An 18,743-nucleotide genomic window follows, 5' to 3' on the forward strand; every position below is an offset into this window, starting at 1 on the left:
TGGCTAATTACTGCGCTCACAATTTTGAATGCCGGCGGTGCTCAAAATGCTCATTTATTGTCATATAAATTCCGCTTTCTCTGCTCCGGCGGCAACCAATCTTGTTTCGCTCGCTACATTAGCCAGCGGTCCATGGGTTTGATGAAAGCTTCGCTTTGCCTTGATTTAAACTTTTTGAGGGTATTGCGTTCTTATTTTCAGGTTTGTTTTTTAATCTCATTTTAGAAAATCAGATTTGACTCCCAAGGTGTGTGCCGTAACAATCACTGCGCCCCCCGGAGTCCCGGAAAACGTTATGGAGTTGGTTTTGAATATATTGTCTAAGCGTTCTGCTGCCGTTGCTTTGTTTGCCGTACTAGGCAGTGCTGCCCCTTTGCTGGTGTCGGCGCAAGAAAATGAAGGCGGAATTGTTAGTAAAATCAAAGGCTTTTTTGGTGATTCTGAGGTGCAAGTTGAGGTTAATGCCGGCGTTGAAAGTGGCGCAGTGCAAGCCATAACCGCAGCGTTTTCTAAATCCCGTCCGGGGCTGCGTATTGAAACTATCGCAAAAAGTGAGTTTCCCGGCTTATACGACGTGCAGTTTAAAAATGGCCCTCAAGTTATCAGTAATGAAAATGGCCAATACTTTATTGTCGGTGAGGTTTATGAAAATACAGAAAACGGTATCGAGAATGTGGCTGAGCGCAAGTTGATGCCAATGCGGGCCAAATTGCTGGCCGAAGTCGATGCCAAGGACATGATTACCTTCAGCCCCAAGGGTGAAACCAAGGGTGTGATGTATGTCTTTACCGATGTGGATTGTGGTTACTGCCAAAAATTGCACCGCGAGGTTCCTGAGCTGAACGCCAATGGCATTGAGGTTCGCTACTTGGCTTTCCCTCGTGCTGGGCAAAATTCGCCGACTTATAACAAAATGGTGACGGCTTGGTGTGCGGATGATCGCCAGCAAGCCATGAATGTCCTCAAGTCTCGCGGACAAGTTGCCATCAAGACCTGTGAGCCCAACCCGGTTCAAGCTCAATACCAGCTCGGTGTTGCGCTTGGTGTAACAGGCACGCCAGCGATTGTGACTCAGTCGGGTAAATTGATTCCCGGCTACCGTCCCGCTAAAGATCTGGTTGCCATTGCGGTTGAGTAATTCGTTAAAACATCAATTCTCTCGCCACACTATTGGAGTTGTGGCCTGAGCTTGACTAAAATAGCCTCCCTTTGTGCCGTGCAGTTTACTGTGCGGCCCCATTCAATAAATGGTGCACTTCTCCCGATTGATCAGCGGGAAGTTACGCCAGTGGTTTTGTAGAAGGATTCCCGTGAAAACAGTAAAGGTTGGAATTTGCGGTTTCGGTACCGTGGGCAGTGGCACTTTTAATGTACTGACACGCAATGCGGCAGAAATTGCGGCGCGTGTAGGTGCGGATATTGAAATTGCCCAGATTGGCGCTCGCCGCGACAACCCCAATTGCTCAACGGGCGATATTCCTGTTAGCCGCGATGTTTTTGCGGTCGCTGAGAATCCTGAGATTGATATTGTGGTTGAGCTGATGGGCGGCACCACTGTGGCCCGCGAACTGGTGATGAAGGCCATTGAAAACGGCAAACACGTGGTCACCGCCAATAAGGCGTTGATTGCGGAATACGGCAACGAGATTTTTGCGGCGGCGGCCGAGCGCGGTGTTAGTGTCGCTTTTGAGGCGGCGGTAGCCGGTGGTATCCCCATTATCAAAGCCCTGCGCGAAGGTTTGGCGGGCAATAAGGTGCAGTGGCTGGCCGGTATTATCAACGGCACTGGCAACTTCATTCTGACCGAGATGAAAGAGAAGGGCCGTGACTTCGCTGATGTATTAGCCGAAGCGCAGGCGCTGGGTTATGCCGAAGCCGATCCGACTTTTGATGTAGAGGGCATCGACGCCGCCCACAAACTGGTCATTCTGGCCTCACTGGCCTTTGGCATTCCCCTGCAGTTCGACAAAGTCTTCACCGAAGGTATTAGCAAAATTGCGCCGGAAGATGTGAATTACGCCGAGCAATTGGGTTACCGCATTAAACACTTGGGTATTGCCCGCGATACTGGCAAAGGTATCGAGCTGCGTGTGCACCCAACCCTGATTCCAGAAAAGCGCTTGATTGCCAATGTGAACGGTGTGATGAATGCTGTGTTGGTGCAATCTGATGCGGTTGGCCCAACCCTGTATTATGGTGCGGGTGCGGGTAGTGAGCCGACCGCGTCTGCAGTTGTGGCCGATATTGTTGATGTGGCGCGTACGCTTTCTGCGGAGCCAGAACACCGCGTGCCGCATTTGGCTTTCCGCCTGGAGTCCTTGAGCAACCATCCGGTATTGCCGATTGAAGAAGTGGAAACCGCGTACTACCTGCGTATGTCTGCTCAGGATCGCCCCGGTGTCCTCTCCAAAATTGCACAAATTCTCAGCGATGAAGGCATCAGTGTTGAAGCCTTGATTCAGAAAGAGCCAGTGGAAGGGCAGGATCACGTACCGATGATTATCCTCACCAACCGCACTATTGAGGGCAAGCTGTCGGCAGCGGTAGAAAGCATTCAGCAACTCGATGCGATTAACGGCAAAGTCACTCGCATTCGTGTAGAAAGCTTGGCCGGTTAATAGAAAACTTGGCAGGTTAATTACCAGCTTAAAGCGCCAATAGATTAAAAGCCCGGTTGTTTGCCGGGCGGTGTAAACAAGATTAGAGAAAACATTGTGAAATATATCAGCACCCGTGGCCGTGCACCGGCATTGGAATTTGAAGATGTTCTGTTGACTGGTTTGGCGCCGGATGGTGGCCTCTACGTGCCCGAATCACTGCCGCATTACAGCAAAGAACAGATTGCCGCTTGGTCCAGCCTGTCTTACACCGATCTGGCCTTTGAAATTATTCAGCCTTTTGTGGCGGGTAGCATTCCCGATGCCGACCTGAAAGGCATTATCGAAGACAGCTACACCGATTTCCGTCACCCAGCGATTGCACCACTAGTGCAGCTTGGTCACAACGAATGGCTGCTTGAATTATTCCAGGGCCCCACACTGGCGTTTAAAGATTTTGCGCTGCAAATGCTCGGCCGTTTGTTGGACTATGTTTTGGAGAAGCGGCAGCAGAAAGTCGTGGTGATGGGCGCAACCTCGGGCGATACCGGCTCGGCGGCAATCCAAGGCGTGAAGCGCTGTGAAAACGTGGATATTTTTATCCTGCATCCGTATCAGCGTGTGTCTGATGTGCAGCGCCGCCAAATGACCACCGTGATGGGCGACAACATCCACAATATCGCTCTGAAAGGTAATTTCGATCATTGCCAGGCTATGGTCAAAGCCAGCTTTGCCGATCAGGGTTTCTTGCCGGAAGGTCGTCAGCTGGTCGCAGTAAACTCAATCAACTGGGCGCGGATCATGGCCCAAATTGTGTACTACTTCTATGCGGCTTACGCCTTGGGTGCGCCAGATCGCAAAGTCAGCTTCTCGGTGCCTACTGGCAACTTTGGCGATATTTACGCGGGCTATCTGGCCAAGTGTATGGGGCTGCCCATTGAGCAGCTGGTGGTTGCCACCAACCAAAACGATATTCTGCACCGCTTTATCAGCAACAATCTGTTTGAAAAACACGAGTTGCAACACACTCTGTCGCCAAGTATGGATATTGTGGTGTCCAGCAACTTTGAGCGTATGTTGTTCGACTGCTTTGATCGCGACGGCGCCGCAATTGCCGATTTAATGCAAAAAATGAACAGCGAAACCGTGTCTATTCCTGCATCGGCTTTCGATAAAGTGCGCAGCCTGTTTAGCAGTCACGCCGTGGATGATGCTGCTACGGTTGCCACCATTGCGGAAGTGTATGAGAACAGCGAATATCTGCTCGACCCGCACTCGGCAATTGGCGTAAAGGCCGCGCGTGAATGTTGGGTCGATCGTTCGATCCCAATGGTGACCTTGGCGACCGCGCATCCCGCGAAATTCCCAGAAGCCGTGATGAAAGCGGGTTATCCTTCTGCGCCAGCCTTACCGCATCATATGAGTGATTTGTTTGATCTGGATGAGCGTTACGAGGTGCTCGATAACGACATCGCTGCGGTTCAGCAATTTATGCAGGCCAATATTCGCGCCTAATCTTTAGGGCTGTTAATGAGCAAAGCCTTTCCTGAAATACATCTTCGCAAGCCGGTCTCAGTACCGGCTTTTTCGTCTTCGCTCGACCCCTTGTTAGCGCAAATTTATGCGGCGCGGGGTATTGCTGATGAAGCGCAACTCAGCACCGAACTGAGCCAGTTACCTGCGCCCGATATGAAGGGCCTGCCCGAGGCGGCAGGCTTGCTGGCTGATGCGATTATTGCCAAGCAAAAATTGCTGATTGTCGGCGACTTTGATTGTGACGGCGCCACCAGTACCGCCTTGGGGGTATTGGTTTTGCGGGCAATGGGCGCCGAGCAGGTGAGTTTTTTGGTGCCCAATCGTTTTGAATACGGCTATGGCCTGACACCGGAAATCGTTGCGGTTGCCGCTAATCAATCTCCCGATTTAATTATTACCGTTGATAACGGCATCTCCAGTGTGGATGGCGTGCTGGCCGCTGCTGAGCTGGGTATTCCGGTTATTGTCACCGACCACCATTTGCCCGGCGATCATTTGCCCGCCGCCGCAGCCATTGTGAATCCCAATCAGGGCGGTTGTCCCTTTCCGAGCAAAGCCTTGGCTGGGGTAGGGGTAATGTTTTATGTATTGCTGGCCTTGCGCAGTACCTTGCGTGAGCGCAACTGGTTTGTTGAATCCGGCATTGCTGAACCTAATTTGGCCGATTATTTGGATTTATTAGCGTTGGGCACGGTCGCTGATGTGGTGCCGCTAGATCAGACCAATCGGATTTTGGTGGAGCAGGGGCTGCGCCGAATTCGTGCGGGGCGCTGTCGCCCCGGTATCTCCGCATTATTACAAGTGGCGGGCAAGGATCGCGGCCGTCTAGTGGCGTCTGATTTGGGTTTTGCTGTTGGGCCCAGACTGAATGCGGCGGGACGTCTGGATGATATTACAACGGGGATTCACCTGCTGCTGACCGACAGTTCAGACATGGCGCTGGAATTAGCGGCAGAGCTAAATGATCTCAATCGTGAACGGCGAGCGATTGAGCAGAGCATGAAAGAGGAAGCGGTCGCTGAGCTAAAAAAACTCAAGTTTGCTAGCGAGGGTATTCCCGCCGGAATTTGTCTTTACGAAGGCAGTTGGCATCAGGGCGTGGTGGGTATTTTGGCTTCGCGCATCAAAGAGCTGTATCACCGGCCGGTGATTGCCTTTGCCGATGCCGGCGAAGACGAGATCAAAGGCTCGGCGCGTTCGATAGAAGGGCTACATATTCGCGATGCGCTGGACTTGATCGCCAAGCGCGAACCAGATTTGCTCAATAAATTTGGCGGTCATGCTATGGCGGCGGGGCTGAGCTTGTCGCGCCATAATTTTGAGCGCTTTGCTGAGGTGTTCGCCAAGACCGTGGCAGAACTCGTTGATGAGGCGCAGTTGCAGGCCCGGCAACTCAGTGATGGGGAATTAAAAGCCGATCAGCTTACGCTTGAGCATGCCGAGTTGCTGCGTTCCGGCGGGCCGTGGGGGCAGGGCTTTCCCGAGCCGGTATTTCACGGCCGCTTCCGCTTGGTTCAGCAGCGTATTGTCGGTCAGCAACATCTGAAAATGGTGCTCTCTCCGGAAGATAATCCCCAGCAAGTGGTGGATGCGATCGCGTTTTTTATTGACCCGGCGGTGTGGCCCCAGCCGGCAGTTGAGTGGGTAGAGCTGGTGTATAAACTCGATACCAATTTATGGCAGCAGCGTCTGAGCCTGCAATTTTTGGTAGAACACCTGCGGCCGGCGTAAATTCTTGCATCGGCTTTACCTTTGCCTAAGGCGGGCCATCAGGTAAAATGCCCGCCTTTTTAGACGCGCGTCCGGAAGCTGTATCCATGTTAGAAATCAATGCCCTGCGCAATACCCTTAAAGCCATGACCGAGCGTACTGAAACGCTTAGGGGGTATCTTTGACTACGCTCATAAAAAAGAGCGTTTAACCGAAGTCGAATTGGAGCTGGGCGAGCCCTCGGTTTGGGATAATCCCACCCGCGCTCAGGAGCTGGGCCGCGAGCGTGCCAGTCTCGAAGCGGTCGTGAATACCATTGAAGAAATGGACGCCGGTATTGGCGATGCGGAAGAACTGCTGCTGATGGCCGCAGAAGAAAACGACGAAGACACCTTTAACGCGCTGCAAGACGATGTTGCCAAATTGGAGCAGTCCTTGGCGACTTTGGAATTTCGCCGGATGTTCTCTGGCGAGATGGATGAAAACAACTGCTATCTGGATATTCAAGCGGGTTCTGGTGGCACCGAGGCGCAGGATTGGGCCAATATGCTGCTGCGCATGTATTTGCGCTGGGCGGAAGACAAGGGCTTTAAAGCCGATCTGGTCGAAGTGTCAGATGGTGAGGTAGCCGGTATCAAAAGCGCCACCATTCACGTTCAGGGCGAATACGCCTACGGTTGGCTGCGTACTGAAACCGGCGTTCACCGTCTGGTGCGCAAATCGCCGTTCGATTCGGGCAACCGCCGTCACACCTCGTTCAGCTCGGTGTTTATCTCGCCAGAGATCGACGACAATATCGAAATCGAAATTAACCCCGCCGATGTGCGCACCGACACTTACCGCGCTAGTGGTGCGGGTGGTCAGCACATTAACAAAACCGACTCTGCGGTGCGTTTGACTCACATACCCACCAATACCGTGGTGCAGTGTCAGACCGAGCGCTCTCAGCACCAAAACCGCGACAATGCCTGGAAGATGCTGCGTGCAAAACTCTATGAATTAGAGCTGCAAAAACGCAATACCGAAGCGCAGGCGCTGGAAGACAGCAAGTCTGATATCGGCTGGGGCAGCCAGATTCGCTCCTATGTATTGGACGATCAACGCATTAAAGATCTGCGCACCAATGTGCAAACCAGTAACTGCAATGCCGTACTCGATGGCGACCTCGATATGTTTATCGAAGCCAGCCTGAAGTCCGGCCTGTAACACCCATTACGGAATATCGCTATGTCTGAACAAGAAATTACGGCTCAAGAAGAAAACCGCCTGGTTGCCGAACGCCGTGCCAAGCTTTCCGCTATTCGCGAGCAGCGCAATGCCTTCCCGAATACTTTCCGTCGCGATGCTTACGCCTCACAGTTGCAGGCCGAGCTGGGAGATAAAGATAAAGAAGAGCTGGAAACTTTAGACCGTCAGGCGTCTATCGCTGGCCGTATTATGGCTAAGCGTGGGCCCTTTATGGTGCTGCAAGATATGAGCGGCCGCATTCAGACTTATATCGATAAAAAGCAGTTGCCAGAAGCGCTGGTCGAAGAAATTAAACACTGGGATATCGGCGATATTATTGCCACCTCCGGTCCGGTACATAAATCAGGCAAAGGCGATCTTTATATTTACATGAAAGAGGGCGAATTGCTGACCAAATCGCTGCGTCCACTGCCCGATAAATTCCACGGCTTGCAGGATCAGGAAATTCGCTATCGCCAACGCTATATCGACCTGATCATGAACGAAGAGTCGCGCCGCACCTTTGCGATTCGCTCCAAAATGATTTCCTCCATCCGCAACTACCTGATGCAGCGCGACTTCGTTGAAGTGGAAACGCCAATGATGCAGGTTATTCCCGGCGGTGCCAGCGCGCGTCCCTTTGTGACCCATCACAATGCGCTGGATCTGGATATGTATTTGCGTATTGCGCCAGAGCTGTATCTCAAGCGTCTTGTTGTAGGCGGTTTTGAACGCGTGTTTGAAATCAACCGCAACTTCCGTAACGAAGGGCTCTCAACGCGTCACAATCCTGAATTCACCATGATTGAGTTCTATCAGGCCTACGCCGATTATCGTGATCTGATGGATTTGACCGAAGACATGCTGCGCACCGTGGCCAAAGAGGTTTTGGGCACCACCGTGCTTCAGTATCAAGACAGCGAGTACGATTTTGGCTTGCCCTTTGAGCGTCTGAGCGTGTTTGATGCGGTGTTGAAATACAACCCGACCATCAGCGCCGAACAGCTTTCGGATATGGAGCAGGCCACCAAAGCCGCCAAGCATCTGGGTATTAATGTGAAAGACACTTGGGGTCTTGGCAAAATTCAGATCGAAATCTTTGAAGAGACGGTTGAACATAAACTGGATCAACCCACCTTCATTACTGAATATCCAACTGAAGTGTCGCCACTGGCGCGCCGCAATGACGACAACCCCTTTGTCACCGACCGCTTTGAGTTTTTTATCGGTGGTCGCGAACTGGCCAATGGCTTCTCGGAGTTGAACGACCCCGAAGATCAGGCTGAGCGCTTTATGGCGCAGGTGGCGGAAAAAGACGCCGGTGACGATGAGGCCATGCACTACGATGCGGACTACATCACGGCACTGGAATACGGCTTGCCGCCCACCGCCGGTGAGGGTATTGGTATCGACCGTCTGGCGATGCTGTTTACCAATTCACCCTCAATTCGCGATGTGTTGTTGTTCCCACATATGCGTCCAGAGGCGTAATAAAACGAGGTTCGACAGGAACTTGCGTGGCTATGCTATAGTCAGTTAGATATAGTGCTCAGGGATGAGTGATTGACCTTTTGATTGAGGGAAACGCATGGCAATTGAAAATGTAGACCTGTTTGATGGTCTTAACGAAGAAGAACTAAAACTCCTGCGCGACTCTAGCGTTCAGCGGGAATTTGCCAAAAACACCGTATTGATCCACGAGGGCGATATTGCTGACTCGCTCTATGTGGTGGAAAGTGGTCGAGTGAAAGTGTACTGCAGCGACAAAGCCGGCAAGGACTTTGTGCTGAATATTCTGGAATCAGGCGACTATTTTGGTGAATTGGCGCTGCTGGATGATGACCGCCGTTCCGCCTCGGTACGCGCGATGGATAACGCCAAAGTCAGAATTATTTATAAAGAAGACTTCAAAGCGATTTTGGATTTTCACCCCAACATCACCCGAATTCTGAATAAAAATCTGACCCGTCGCATTCGCAAACTCACTAACGATGTTAAAAGTCTCGCGCTGCAAGATGTTTATGGTCGCGTAGTGAAGGTGCTGACCAATTTGGCGGCTGATCCCGACGAGCACGGCGTGATGCGTATTGATGAGAAACTTACCCAGCAAGAAATTGCCGACCGGGTGGGTTCATCACGCGAAATGGTGGCTCGTATTCTGAAAGACCTGACCATTGGTGAGTACATTGAAATTGATGGCCGGTTTATTAATCTGATGAAAAAGCTGCCAGAGAGCTATTAAAAAGAGCTACTAGTTTTACACTCTCTGGATAAGGTAGACACCCATGGATGAAGTGGTGCATTGCTAATGAATCAGAGCCATGAGTTTCGTCGCGAAGTTCTCAAATGGCTCTGTCTGGTTGCCTTCTTGGGGGCAACCACCATGGGCGTGTTGGATTTTCGGCGCGGCCAACCCTCGATATCGGTGCTGGAAATTGGCTTTGGTATCTGGGGCTTGATGCTCTACCTGTTTTTGGATCGCGCTAAAAATTTAGTGCCTTGGTCTCTAACCTTACTCCTGCCTTTTAGCCTACTGATTGTTTACGCCAATGCCAAAATAGAAAGCACCCAAACGACTTTTGTTTGGGTGCAGACCATTCCAGTATTTTCTTACCTGATGTTAGGGCGTCGTTGGGGACTTTTGTTTTCAATTATTTTTGTCACCCTGGGTATTGTGTTTTATCTACCTCGTCTCAGCCCTAATCCCGCCGATTTTATTACTGAGTTACTCGACCTGGGGCTGGCCTCATTGGTGATTGTCGGCTTTGCGCATATTTATGATCGCAGCCGCGACGAGGCGTTTAGTTTATTGGTAGATCAGGCGGAAGAAGACGCCTTAACCGGAATAAAAAACCGGCGCGGTTTTGAAATAACCTTGAAGGATGTAGCACGAACCGCTAAGCGCCAGCAGCTTGCGATTTCGGTGGCGGTCATTGATCTCGATCATTTCAAGCGCATTAACGACCAGTATGGTCACGCAATTGGCGACAAAGCCCTTTGTCATGCCGTGGATTTTATTCGTGCCCGAACGCGAAGCTCCGATGTATTGGGCCGTTTAGGTGGCGAAGAATTTGCTATCTGTATGTTGGGTTGTACCGCTGAGCAGTGTATTAAGCAGCTAGATCAATTGCGGCAGGCTTTTGCAGAGACGCCGCTGCAAACCGATGATCTGATTATTGCCATGAGCTTTAGTGCCGGTGTAGCGCAACTAGGGGTGGATGGTGATGATTTATTTTCGCTGTTTAAAATTGCGGACCGGCGTTTGTATCGTGCTAAAGACAGCGGTAGAAATAGGGTAGTAGGAAAGGAAACAGGAAAGGGCGATTAGCCCTTTCCTTTTTTTTAAACCAATTTTCTAAACCAAAAGCGCGTCCGGAACATCCATTTCCATGTGCAACAGAGCCAGCCCATGTACCTTGCCTTGGGCATCGGTAAGCAGGGTTTCAGTACCGCCGCCGCCGAGTGACTGTTCCATAATAAAGTTGAACGCTCGCAAGTTGGGCAGCTCGTAACGGGTTACCTTGCCAAAGCAGATTTTTTCAAAATGCTTTTTGACCCGTTCTTCCGTCAGTTCTTTTTTCAAAAACTCATACAGTTCCGGGCTGCGTGCACGCACACCAATATTGCTGTTATTGCCCTTGTCGCCGCTGCGCGCAATGGCGATATCAAATAGTTTGACCAGTGCCATTAGATTTCCTCCACGATGTAGCGGGTTGTGACCTTGGATTTTTTAACCAGTGTTGGCCAGTAACCAATAATTTCGGTTGGGCGGGCACGACTTCCCGCGTAGCCGGTTACGCCTATCGGGCCGGCGGTAACCAGCGGGGCGATTTCTCTGCCCAAAATCTCAAGCTGCTCGCGGTCGTGGCTTTTGGCGCCAACGCGCAGTAAGACTTCTGAGGGCTGTACGGGGTCAGCAATTGCGCCTTTGTAGCAGGCTGCGTTGCCAAATACTTCCACAAAACGCTTATCTTCAGGAATCGGCTTGCCGTACATGGCGCAGCGTTCAAAGATAATTTCTGCACCCAGTTCCGCCTTGGCGACAGCGTCTGGGCCGGTAAACGTCAGTTGTCCGAGAACGCGGTAGCCATTGGCAAATGACATCGACACTTTATAGCTGTCGGTTGGCGCACGGCCTTTGATGCCCGATGCACGCACGCGGTTTTCGCCAACTTGTTCAAGTTGAATTGAGGTGAAGTCGCTGGTGCAGTCCGGGCTTAAGAAGTTTTCCGGATCGCCCAGTTCATAAAGTAACTGAGAGGCCACGGTATCTTCGTTCACCAGTCCGCCGCTGCCTTCGTGCTTGGTCAGTACAAAGCTGCCATCGGCGCTGACTTCGGCAATGGGATAGCCGATATGGGCAAAGTCGGGCACATCTCGCCAGTCGGTGAAATTACCGCCAGTGCTTTGCGCGCCGCATTCCAGCAAGTGGCCGATAATGGTGCCGGCGGCTTTTTTGTCATAGTCGTCCTCGGCCCAGCCAAACTCATACATTAATGGCGCGAGTACCAAAGAGGGGTCTGCGGTGCGGCCGGTAACAATAATGTCGGCACCTTGTTTTAATGCTTCTACCAAGGGCTCTGCACCGGTATAGGCATTGGCGCTGGTAATGCGATCGCGAATTTCGCTGATGCTGCCGCCATTATCCAGATTGGTAAAAGGTTCGCCGCCGTCGATCAGTTCGTGAATTTGAGGCAGCAAATCGTCGCCATCTGCCATCGCGATTTTAATGCCGCTCATGCCCATTTCTTGCAGCGTGCTTTTGATGGCATCAACGCAGGCCCGAGGATTTACACCGCCAGCATTACAGAGGATTTTGATCCCTTTTTGCTGACACTGCGGCATGATGATTTTTAGCAAATCAATAAAGTCGGTAGCGTAGCCACTTTCTGGCTTACGCTGGCGCTGCTTTTGCAGCACGCTCATGGTGATTTCCGCCAGATAGTCCAGCGTCAGATAGTCGATTGGACCATCTTCAATTAGACGAATAGGGGCCATCAGGCTGTCGCCCCAAAACCCCTGACCATTGGCAATACGGACTATTTTTTCTTGTGCCATTATTCAGCCCCATCAAAGTGTAAAAGTTCGGCGCCGCCTTCAACGAGGTCGCCGGGTTTGAAATAGTATTCGCCCACGGTGCCGTCTGTGGGTGCGCTGATGCTGTGCTCCATTTTCATGGCTTCCATAATCAGCAGCGGTGTGCCCTTGGTGACCGGTGTGCCAGCCTCAACCAGCAAGCTGACAATGGTGCCATTCATCGGCGCAGTCAGTTCACCTTCTTGCTCACCTTGCTGGCTAAAGTCGCCTTGATGGCGGCTAAAGCGCACATCGGCACCAGTGGCAAACAGGCAGAATTCACCCTTGTGGCTACTGTAGGGCAGACGGAAACGGCGACCTTGGGTTTCAGCGTGGACAACACCGTTTTCACAGTGGCCATTAATGCTGAAGGATGCACCGTCATGGCTGATGTCGATGACTCGTCCACCCTGACTCAGGGTACAAGACAGCTCAAGCTGCTCTTCGCCAAAATTGAGCTTCAGCGATTGCGTGGCCGGGGCGTTCAAACGCCAGCCATCGGCTTTCGCCCAAGGCGAGTCGAGGTGAGTATCCAGGCTTTGCGCTTCTTGGTTGCTAAGTGCAATCAATGCCGCCAAGGCAATATGGTGCTGACGTTCGGCAGAGCGCGCGGCGGCAGCATTGGCTTGGAGCGTGTCCAGATGTTTGTCGATAAAACCGGTATCGAAGTTTTCCTCAACAAATTCTGGTGCGGCGGCCAGTTGTTCCAAAAAGCGACGGTTGGTGGTGACGCCGTTGATATGGAATTGCGCCAGCGCCTGTTGCATACGGCGCAGAGCACTGCGACGGTCGGTGTCCCAGGTAATGAGCTTGGCGATCATCGGGTCGTAATAAACGCTGATGGTGTCGCCTTCGCGAACGCCGGAATCAATGCGCACATTGGCAGTGGCTTCCGGGGTGCTCAAATAATTCAGGGTGCCGGTTTGCGGCAGGAATTGATTGTCGGTGTCTTCGGCGTAAATACGAACTTCAAAGGCGTGGCCGTGAATACGCAGCTCGTTTTGGCTGTGGGGCAGGGGTAGGCCGCTGGCAACCCGGAATTGCCACTCAACCAAATCCTGATTGGTGATCATTTCCGTAACCGGGTGCTCTACTTGCAGACGGGTGTTCATTTCCATGAAGTAGAATTGGCCGTCGCTGTTTAGCAGAAACTCAACAGTGCCCGCGCCTTGGTAGTTAATTGCTTTAGCGGCTTGTACTGCCGCGTCGCCCATGGCTTCGCGCAGAGCTTCGGTCATGCCGGGAGCGGGTGCTTCTTCAATGACTTTTTGATGGCGGCGCTGCAGAGAGCAGTCGCGCTCAAACAAATGCAGGCCATTACCGAGGCTGTCACAGAATACTTGAACCTCAACATGGCGTGGGCCGGTTAAGTATTTCTCGACCAGCATATGGTCGTCGCCGAAGGATTTTAAGGCTTCGCGTTTGGCACCGGCCAAGGCCGCGCTAAATTCGTCTTCCTTCCAAACGATGCGCATCCCTTTGCCGCCACCACCGGCACTGGCTTTAAGCAGTACCGGGTAGCCAATATCTTGGGCCGCTTTTCTCAGCAGATTTTCATCTTGGTCTTGGCCGTGATAACCCGGCAGCAGCGGGACGCCGGCTTCGGTCATAATGCGCTTGGCCGCAGACTTGGAGCCCATGGCTTCAATTGCACCCACTGGAGGGCCAACAAAGATAATGCCTTCCTGCTCGCAGCGGCGGCAGAACTCGGCATTTTCAGACAGGAAACCGTAGCCGGGATGGATGGCTTCAGCGCCGGTTTGTTTGGCGGCGGCAAAAATCTTATCCATATCCAGATACGATTCAGCGGCTGCGGAGCCGCCGATATAAACCGCTTCATCGGCCATTTCGACATGCAGGGCATCGCGGTCGGCATCGCTGAATACGGCAATGCTGCGCAGACCCATGCGGCGCGCCGTGCGAATTACGCGGCAGGCAATTTCGCCACGGTTGGCAATTAATACACTATTAAACAGACTCATTATTTTCCCCTTACATCCGGAACACGCCGAACCGGCTATCCGGTATTTCGGCGTTGAGGCTGGCAGACAAACTTAAACCCAGAACCCGGCGGGTGTCGGCGGGATCGATGATGCCATCGTCCCAAAGGCGGGCAGAGGCGTAGAACGGGTGACTCTGGCGATCGAACTGATCGAGCATGGGTTGTTTGAAGGCTTTTTCTTCTTCAACGGGCCAGTCTTCTCCAGCGCGTTCGTATTGTTCGCGTTTGATGGTGGCGAGTACGCCTGCAGCTTGTTCTCCGCCCATTACGGCGATGCGGGCATTGGGCCACATAAACATAAAGCGAGGATCGTAGGCGCGGCCACACATGCCGTAGTTACCGGCACCGTAGGAGCCGCCAATAACCACGGTAAATTTAGGCACCTTGGCACAAGCCACAGCCATCACCATCTTGGCGCCGTGGCGGGCGATACCGCCGGCTTCGTACTGTTTACCCACCATAAAACCGGTGATGTTTTGCAGGAAAACCAGCGGGATTTTGCGTTGGGCGCAGATTTCAATAAAGTGCGCGCCTTTTGCCGCTGACTCACTGAACAGAATGCCGTTATTGGCAACGATGCCGACTGGGTTGCCGTAAAGGCGAGCGAAACCGCACACCAGTGTGGTGCCAAACAAGGCTTTGAATTCATCAAAGTCGGAGTCATCGACAATGCGGGCGATAATTTCGCGCACATCGTAGGGTTTGCGCGTGTCGGCGGGCACAATGCCGTAAACCTCTTCCGGCGCAAAGCGAGGCTCAAGGCTGGGTTTTGTATCCAATTGTTGCGGCTTGCGGCGATTCAATTTTGAAACGGCCTGACGCGCCAGTTGAATAGCATGTTCATCATTCTGGGCGTAGTGATCGGCAACCCCGGACTGGCGGCAATGCACATCGGCGCCGCCCAGTTCTTCGGCGCTAACCACTTCACCGGTAGCGGCTTTAACCAGCGGCGGCCCGGCCAAGAAGATGGTGCCTTGTTCGCGCACAATAATGGTTTCGTCAGCCATTGCCGGCACATAGGCGCCGCCAGCGGTACACGAGCCCATTACCACGGCAATTTGTGGAATGCCCTTGGCCGACATATTGGCTTGGTTGAAGAAAATACGGCCGAAGTGCTCGCGGTCTGGGAAGACCTCGTCCTGTTGTGGCAAGTTGGCACCGCCGGAATCTACCATGTAAATACAGGGCAGATTGTTTTGCTCGGCAATCGCTTGGGCGCGAAGGTGTTTCTTCACGGTGAGTGGATAGTAAGAGCCGCCTTTAACCGTGGCGTCGTTGGCCACGATCATGCACTCCACACCGCAGACTTGGCCGATACCGGCAATCACACCCGCAGCATGCACTTCTTCTTTATAAACTTTCCACGCGGCTAGCTGGGAAATTTCCAGAAACGGCGAGCCGGGGTCGAGCAGGGCGTCGATGCGTTGGCGTGGCAACATTTTGCCCCGCGACAAATGGCGCTGATTGGATTTTTCACCACCGCCTTGACGGATGGTGGCGCAGACTTCGTTCAGAGCGGAGATTTGTTCGCGCATGGCGTCCGCATTCTGTTGGAATTCTGCGCTGTTAGCATTAATGCTACTGGCTAATACCGACATAATGTTTCCTTTATTTTCGTGGAGTCATTTGATTAATGTCGCGAGCGAAACGAATCGGACCACCGCCGGAGCGCAAGAAGCGGAGTTTATATGCGAATAAATGAGCATTTTGAGCACCGCCGGTGGATTGAGTCGTGAGCGCAGTAATTAATCAATGTCTCCTCAGCGGGTTTCGTTGAATAGTTCACGCCCAATCAACATCCGGCGCACTTCTGAAGTGCCTGCGCCAATTTCATAGAGCTTGGCATCGCGCAGTAAGCGACCGGTGGCGTAGTCGTTGATATAGCCATTGCCGCCCAGTGTTTGGATGGCTTGCAGTGCCATTTGGGTGGCTTTTTCGGCGGTGTAGAGAATCACGGCGGCGGCATCTTTGCGGGTTTCTTCGCCGCGATCGCAGCCTTTGGCTACGGTGTATAGATACGCGCGGGAGGCGTTTAGGTCGCAGTACATATCGGCGACTTTGCCCTGCATTAGCTGGAATTGGCCGATGCTTTGGCCGAACTGAGTACGCTCGTGGATATAGGGCACCACGATATCCATACAGGCCATCATGATGCCGGTGGGGCCGCCGGAAAGCACAGTGCGTTCGTAGTCGAGACCGCTCATCAAAATCTTGGCGCCGTCGCCTTCATTGCCGACCAGGTTTTCGGCGGGCACTTCACAATCCTGAAATACCAGCTCACAGGTGTTGGAACCGCGCATACCGAGTTTGTCGAGTTTGGGCGAGCGGCTAAAACCGGGGAAGTCGCGCTCAACAATAAAGGCGCTCATGCCTTTGGAGCCACCGTTGACATCGGTTTTGGCGTAGATCAGGTAGGTGTTGGCGTCGGGGCCATTGGTGATCCACATTTTGCTGCCGTTCAGAATGTAGCGATCGCCTTTCTTGTCGGCGCGCAGCTTCATGCTAACTACATCGGAACCGGCGTTGGGTTCAGACATGGCCAGTGCGCCGATATGTTCGCCGCTACACAGCTTGGGCAGGTATTTTTCGCGTTGGAATTCGTTGCCGTTTTTATAGATTTGGTTAACGCACAGATTGGAATGCGCGCCGTAGGATAGACCGACAGAGGCGGAGGCGCGGCTGATTTCTTCCATGGCAACAACGTGTGCCAAATAGCCCATATTGGTGCCGCCGTATTCTTCGGCCACGGTCATACCCAATAAGCCGAGGTCGCCAAATTTACGCCACAGATCCATCGGGAACTGATTTTCTTTGTCGATTTGTTCGGCGCGGGGAGCAATTTCAGCTTGAGCGAACTTGTAGACCGTATCGCGCAGCATGTCGATGTCTTCGCCAAGGTCGAAATTCAAACTGGGATAAGCTGTAGTCATGGTGTGGACTCCAAAAATAGCAGGGTGGTTTAGCGTTTCTCAGTGAGTGTGGGCTTCTGGTCGTGTTTCGCCATGGCCTCGATAAGATTGTTTTCGGCTTCGTTCAGATCTTGAATCATGGTTTCAATATCAAAGAGCTGATGCTGAAGCTGGGCGCGTTTTTCGCGAATTTTATTAATCAACGTTTGCAGTTGATCGCTGTTGTCGCGATCCGCCGCGTACATATCAATAATGTCGCGGCTTTCTTCAAGAGAGAGCCCGAGCCGCTTGCCGCGCAAAATAAGACGTAATTTGGTGCGGTCGGCCGGGGTGTAAATACGATTCTGGCCATTGCGGTTGGGGTTGAGCAGGCCTTTTTCTTCGTAAAAACGGATCGTGCGGGTGGTGATATCAAATTCCGCCGCCAGCTCAGAAATGCTGTAGGTTCTTTTTTTGCTTTCAGTGCTTTTATGATCTGAAATCGCCACAGGCCGGTACCGGTTTTGTTATGTGGACAGCACTGTATATTACGTTGACGTTAACGTCAACTTGGTGGCGAAGATTTTAAGTAGGAGTAATCGGGCTTTAATTTGAGGGAAGGTTGGGGGCTGGTAAAGGCTGGCGCTATGGGGTGGGTTTGTCAGCGTGAAGGCCGCTCCATAGTGGAGCGGCGGGTGAATAAGTGAGCGTTAAAGCTCAGGAACTTGCACGTTGGCGGTAATTTCAGCGGGCAGCGGCGGTTGAGCCAGCGAGGCAACATGCAGGAAGTAGGGGTGAAAGCCGTAAACAATCAGGCCGAGGCTGTCGCCAGCATTTAACTCGGCCGATACACCAATCATTTCCAGCAGTTTGCTGCCAATGCCGGTGACGGGTAGAACCTGTTCATTAATTAATTCTGGATCTCCGCCCTCGGCGGGAATCCGGCCAAGCCCGATATACAGGGTATTGGCATCGCCATTGCCGCCAGTGATATTCATTTGAATACGCGGAATACCCGCCAGCACCGTATGCTGTTCGACGCTGGTTAGAGGAATAAACTGCGGTGGCGCACTGAGTTGTTGCAGTAGTTCGTTTGGCAGTAAGTGAACGATATCATCGGCGTAATCACCCAAACTGGCGGGATCAGCAAGACCACTCAGAACTTGGGTTAAGGTGGTAATACCTTCAACCGGCAGTGATTGTAGGCTGCTCAAAACAGTATCTAGAGGCAGGCTGCTAAGCAAGGTGATGACACTGTTCAGGCCGCCGGGGTAAACCGTAGTTGGCGGAACAAAATATGAGGAACCACCGGAGGGAACGCTGCTCAGACTATTGCCTGTTTCAGTCGCGCTGCGGCTAAAGCAAACCTCGGGCAGGGTGTATTGCGCCGGGCGCTGCAATAATTTGGATTCCAGAAAATCCATAATTAAGGCTTGGGTGTCCATGGCGGTGCCGCCGCAATAGAGAGTGTCATCAAAGCCGTAGAGGATGAGCTGACCGGGATCTTGAATTGGGGCGAGAATGTGACCCTGTCCCTGCACAATTAAATGGGTGTCGCGGCCATTGGCCTTCCAGCACTCATTATTTATACAACCTTGGTAAGACTTACTATTCTGTAAGTGCTTGAATTTATAGTTGATATGCTGATGTAAGGAATTTTGCACTTTTTCATCGTTATAGAACCCTCGATTATCGGCCAATTCTTAC

General features: G+C 52.3%; 15 protein-coding genes. 8 read left to right on the forward strand and 7 right to left on the reverse strand.

From position 1 onward, the window contains the following. The first annotated feature begins 307 nt into the window (after positions 1-307). From IB286_RS14350 to IB286_RS14385, 8 genes are all read left to right on the forward strand, one after another. The gene (locus tag IB286_RS14350) at positions 308-1,138 is read left to right on the forward strand and encodes a DsbC family protein (protein WP_190766720.1); all 831 of its coding nucleotides are present in this window, start codon (positions 308-310) and stop codon (positions 1,136-1,138) included. Between the two features lie 172 nt (positions 1,139-1,310). Next, positions 1,311-2,618, forward strand: coding sequence for a homoserine dehydrogenase (locus IB286_RS14355; protein WP_190766722.1), 1,308 nt, complete (start codon positions 1,311-1,313; stop codon positions 2,616-2,618). Positions 2,619-2,714: 96 nt separating this feature from the next. Then, a complete protein-coding gene (gene thrC / locus IB286_RS14360) occupies positions 2,715-4,112 on the forward strand; it encodes a threonine synthase (protein ID WP_190766724.1) in 1,398 nt (465 codons plus the stop codon). 15 nt (positions 4,113-4,127) lie between these two features. After that, the gene (gene recJ / locus IB286_RS14365) at positions 4,128-5,864 is read left to right on the forward strand and encodes a single-stranded-DNA-specific exonuclease RecJ (protein ID WP_190766726.1); all 1,737 of its coding nucleotides are present in this window, start codon (positions 4,128-4,130) and stop codon (positions 5,862-5,864) included. 86 nt (positions 5,865-5,950) lie between these two features. Beyond that, positions 5,951-7,049 (forward strand): peptide chain release factor 2 gene (gene prfB, locus IB286_RS14370; RefSeq protein WP_190766728.1). Its coding sequence is split into 2 segments (ribosomal slippage): positions 5,951-6,025 and positions 6,027-7,049, totalling 1,098 coding nucleotides; the frame shifts between segments, so codons are not numbered across the junction. Positions 7,050-7,070: 21 nt separating this feature from the next. Next, positions 7,071-8,561, forward strand: a complete 1,491-nt coding sequence (lysS, locus tag IB286_RS14375; protein ID WP_190766730.1) for a lysine--tRNA ligase — start codon at positions 7,071-7,073, stop codon at positions 8,559-8,561. A 97-nt stretch (positions 8,562-8,658) separates the two neighbouring features. Next, a complete protein-coding gene (locus IB286_RS14380) occupies positions 8,659-9,312 on the forward strand; it encodes a Crp/Fnr family transcriptional regulator (protein ID WP_190766732.1) in 654 nt (217 codons plus the stop codon). Between the two features lie 66 nt (positions 9,313-9,378). Continuing rightward, complete coding sequence (locus tag IB286_RS14385; RefSeq protein ID WP_190766734.1) at positions 9,379-10,398, forward strand: GGDEF domain-containing protein; 1,020 nt, start codon at positions 9,379-9,381, stop codon at positions 10,396-10,398. Positions 10,399-10,425: 27 nt separating this feature from the next. On the opposite strand, the gene IB286_RS14390 is transcribed toward IB286_RS14385, so the two are convergent. The 7 genes from IB286_RS14390 to IB286_RS14420 all read right to left on the reverse strand — a co-directional run bounded on the left by IB286_RS14390 (position 10,426) and on the right by IB286_RS14420 (position 18,700). Beyond that, on the reverse strand, positions 10,426-10,758 hold the full coding sequence (locus IB286_RS14390; protein ID WP_190766736.1) for an AtuA-related protein: 333 nt from the start codon (positions 10,756-10,758) through the stop codon (positions 10,426-10,428). Then, on the reverse strand, positions 10,758-12,128 hold the full coding sequence (locus tag IB286_RS14395) for an acyclic terpene utilization AtuA family protein (RefSeq protein ID WP_190766738.1): 1,371 nt from the start codon (positions 12,126-12,128) through the stop codon (positions 10,758-10,760). Before IB286_RS14395 ends, IB286_RS14390 begins: the two co-directional genes overlap by 1 nt. Beyond that, positions 12,128-14,128 carry an acetyl/propionyl/methylcrotonyl-CoA carboxylase subunit alpha gene (locus IB286_RS14400; RefSeq protein WP_223826431.1) on the reverse strand — a complete coding sequence of 667 codons (2,001 nt, stop codon included), beginning with the start codon at positions 14,126-14,128 and terminating at the stop codon, positions 12,128-12,130. Before IB286_RS14400 ends, IB286_RS14395 begins: the two co-directional genes overlap by 1 nt. A gap of 10 nt (positions 14,129-14,138) precedes the next feature. Continuing rightward, positions 14,139-15,746: a carboxyl transferase domain-containing protein gene (locus IB286_RS14405; RefSeq protein ID WP_190766740.1), complete on the reverse strand. Its 1,608-nt coding sequence runs from the start codon at positions 15,744-15,746 to the stop codon at positions 14,139-14,141. Positions 15,747-15,908: 162 nt separating this feature from the next. Beyond that, positions 15,909-17,078, reverse strand: coding sequence for an isovaleryl-CoA dehydrogenase (locus IB286_RS14410; protein ID WP_190766741.1), 1,170 nt, complete (start codon positions 17,076-17,078; stop codon positions 15,909-15,911). 29 nt (positions 17,079-17,107) lie between these two features. After that, a complete protein-coding gene (locus IB286_RS14415) occupies positions 17,108-17,545 on the reverse strand; it encodes a MerR family transcriptional regulator (protein ID WP_317889771.1) in 438 nt (145 codons plus the stop codon). 201 nt (positions 17,546-17,746) lie between these two features. Beyond that, positions 17,747-18,700: a hypothetical protein gene (locus tag IB286_RS14420; protein ID WP_190766743.1), complete on the reverse strand. Its 954-nt coding sequence runs from the start codon at positions 18,698-18,700 to the stop codon at positions 17,747-17,749. Between the last annotated feature and the right edge of the window lie 43 nt (positions 18,701-18,743).

Origin of the sequence: Spongiibacter pelagi (genome assembly GCF_014705705.1) — a bacterium.
In the GTDB taxonomy this organism is placed as follows: Bacteria; Pseudomonadota; Gammaproteobacteria; order Pseudomonadales; family Spongiibacteraceae; genus Spongiibacter; species Spongiibacter pelagi.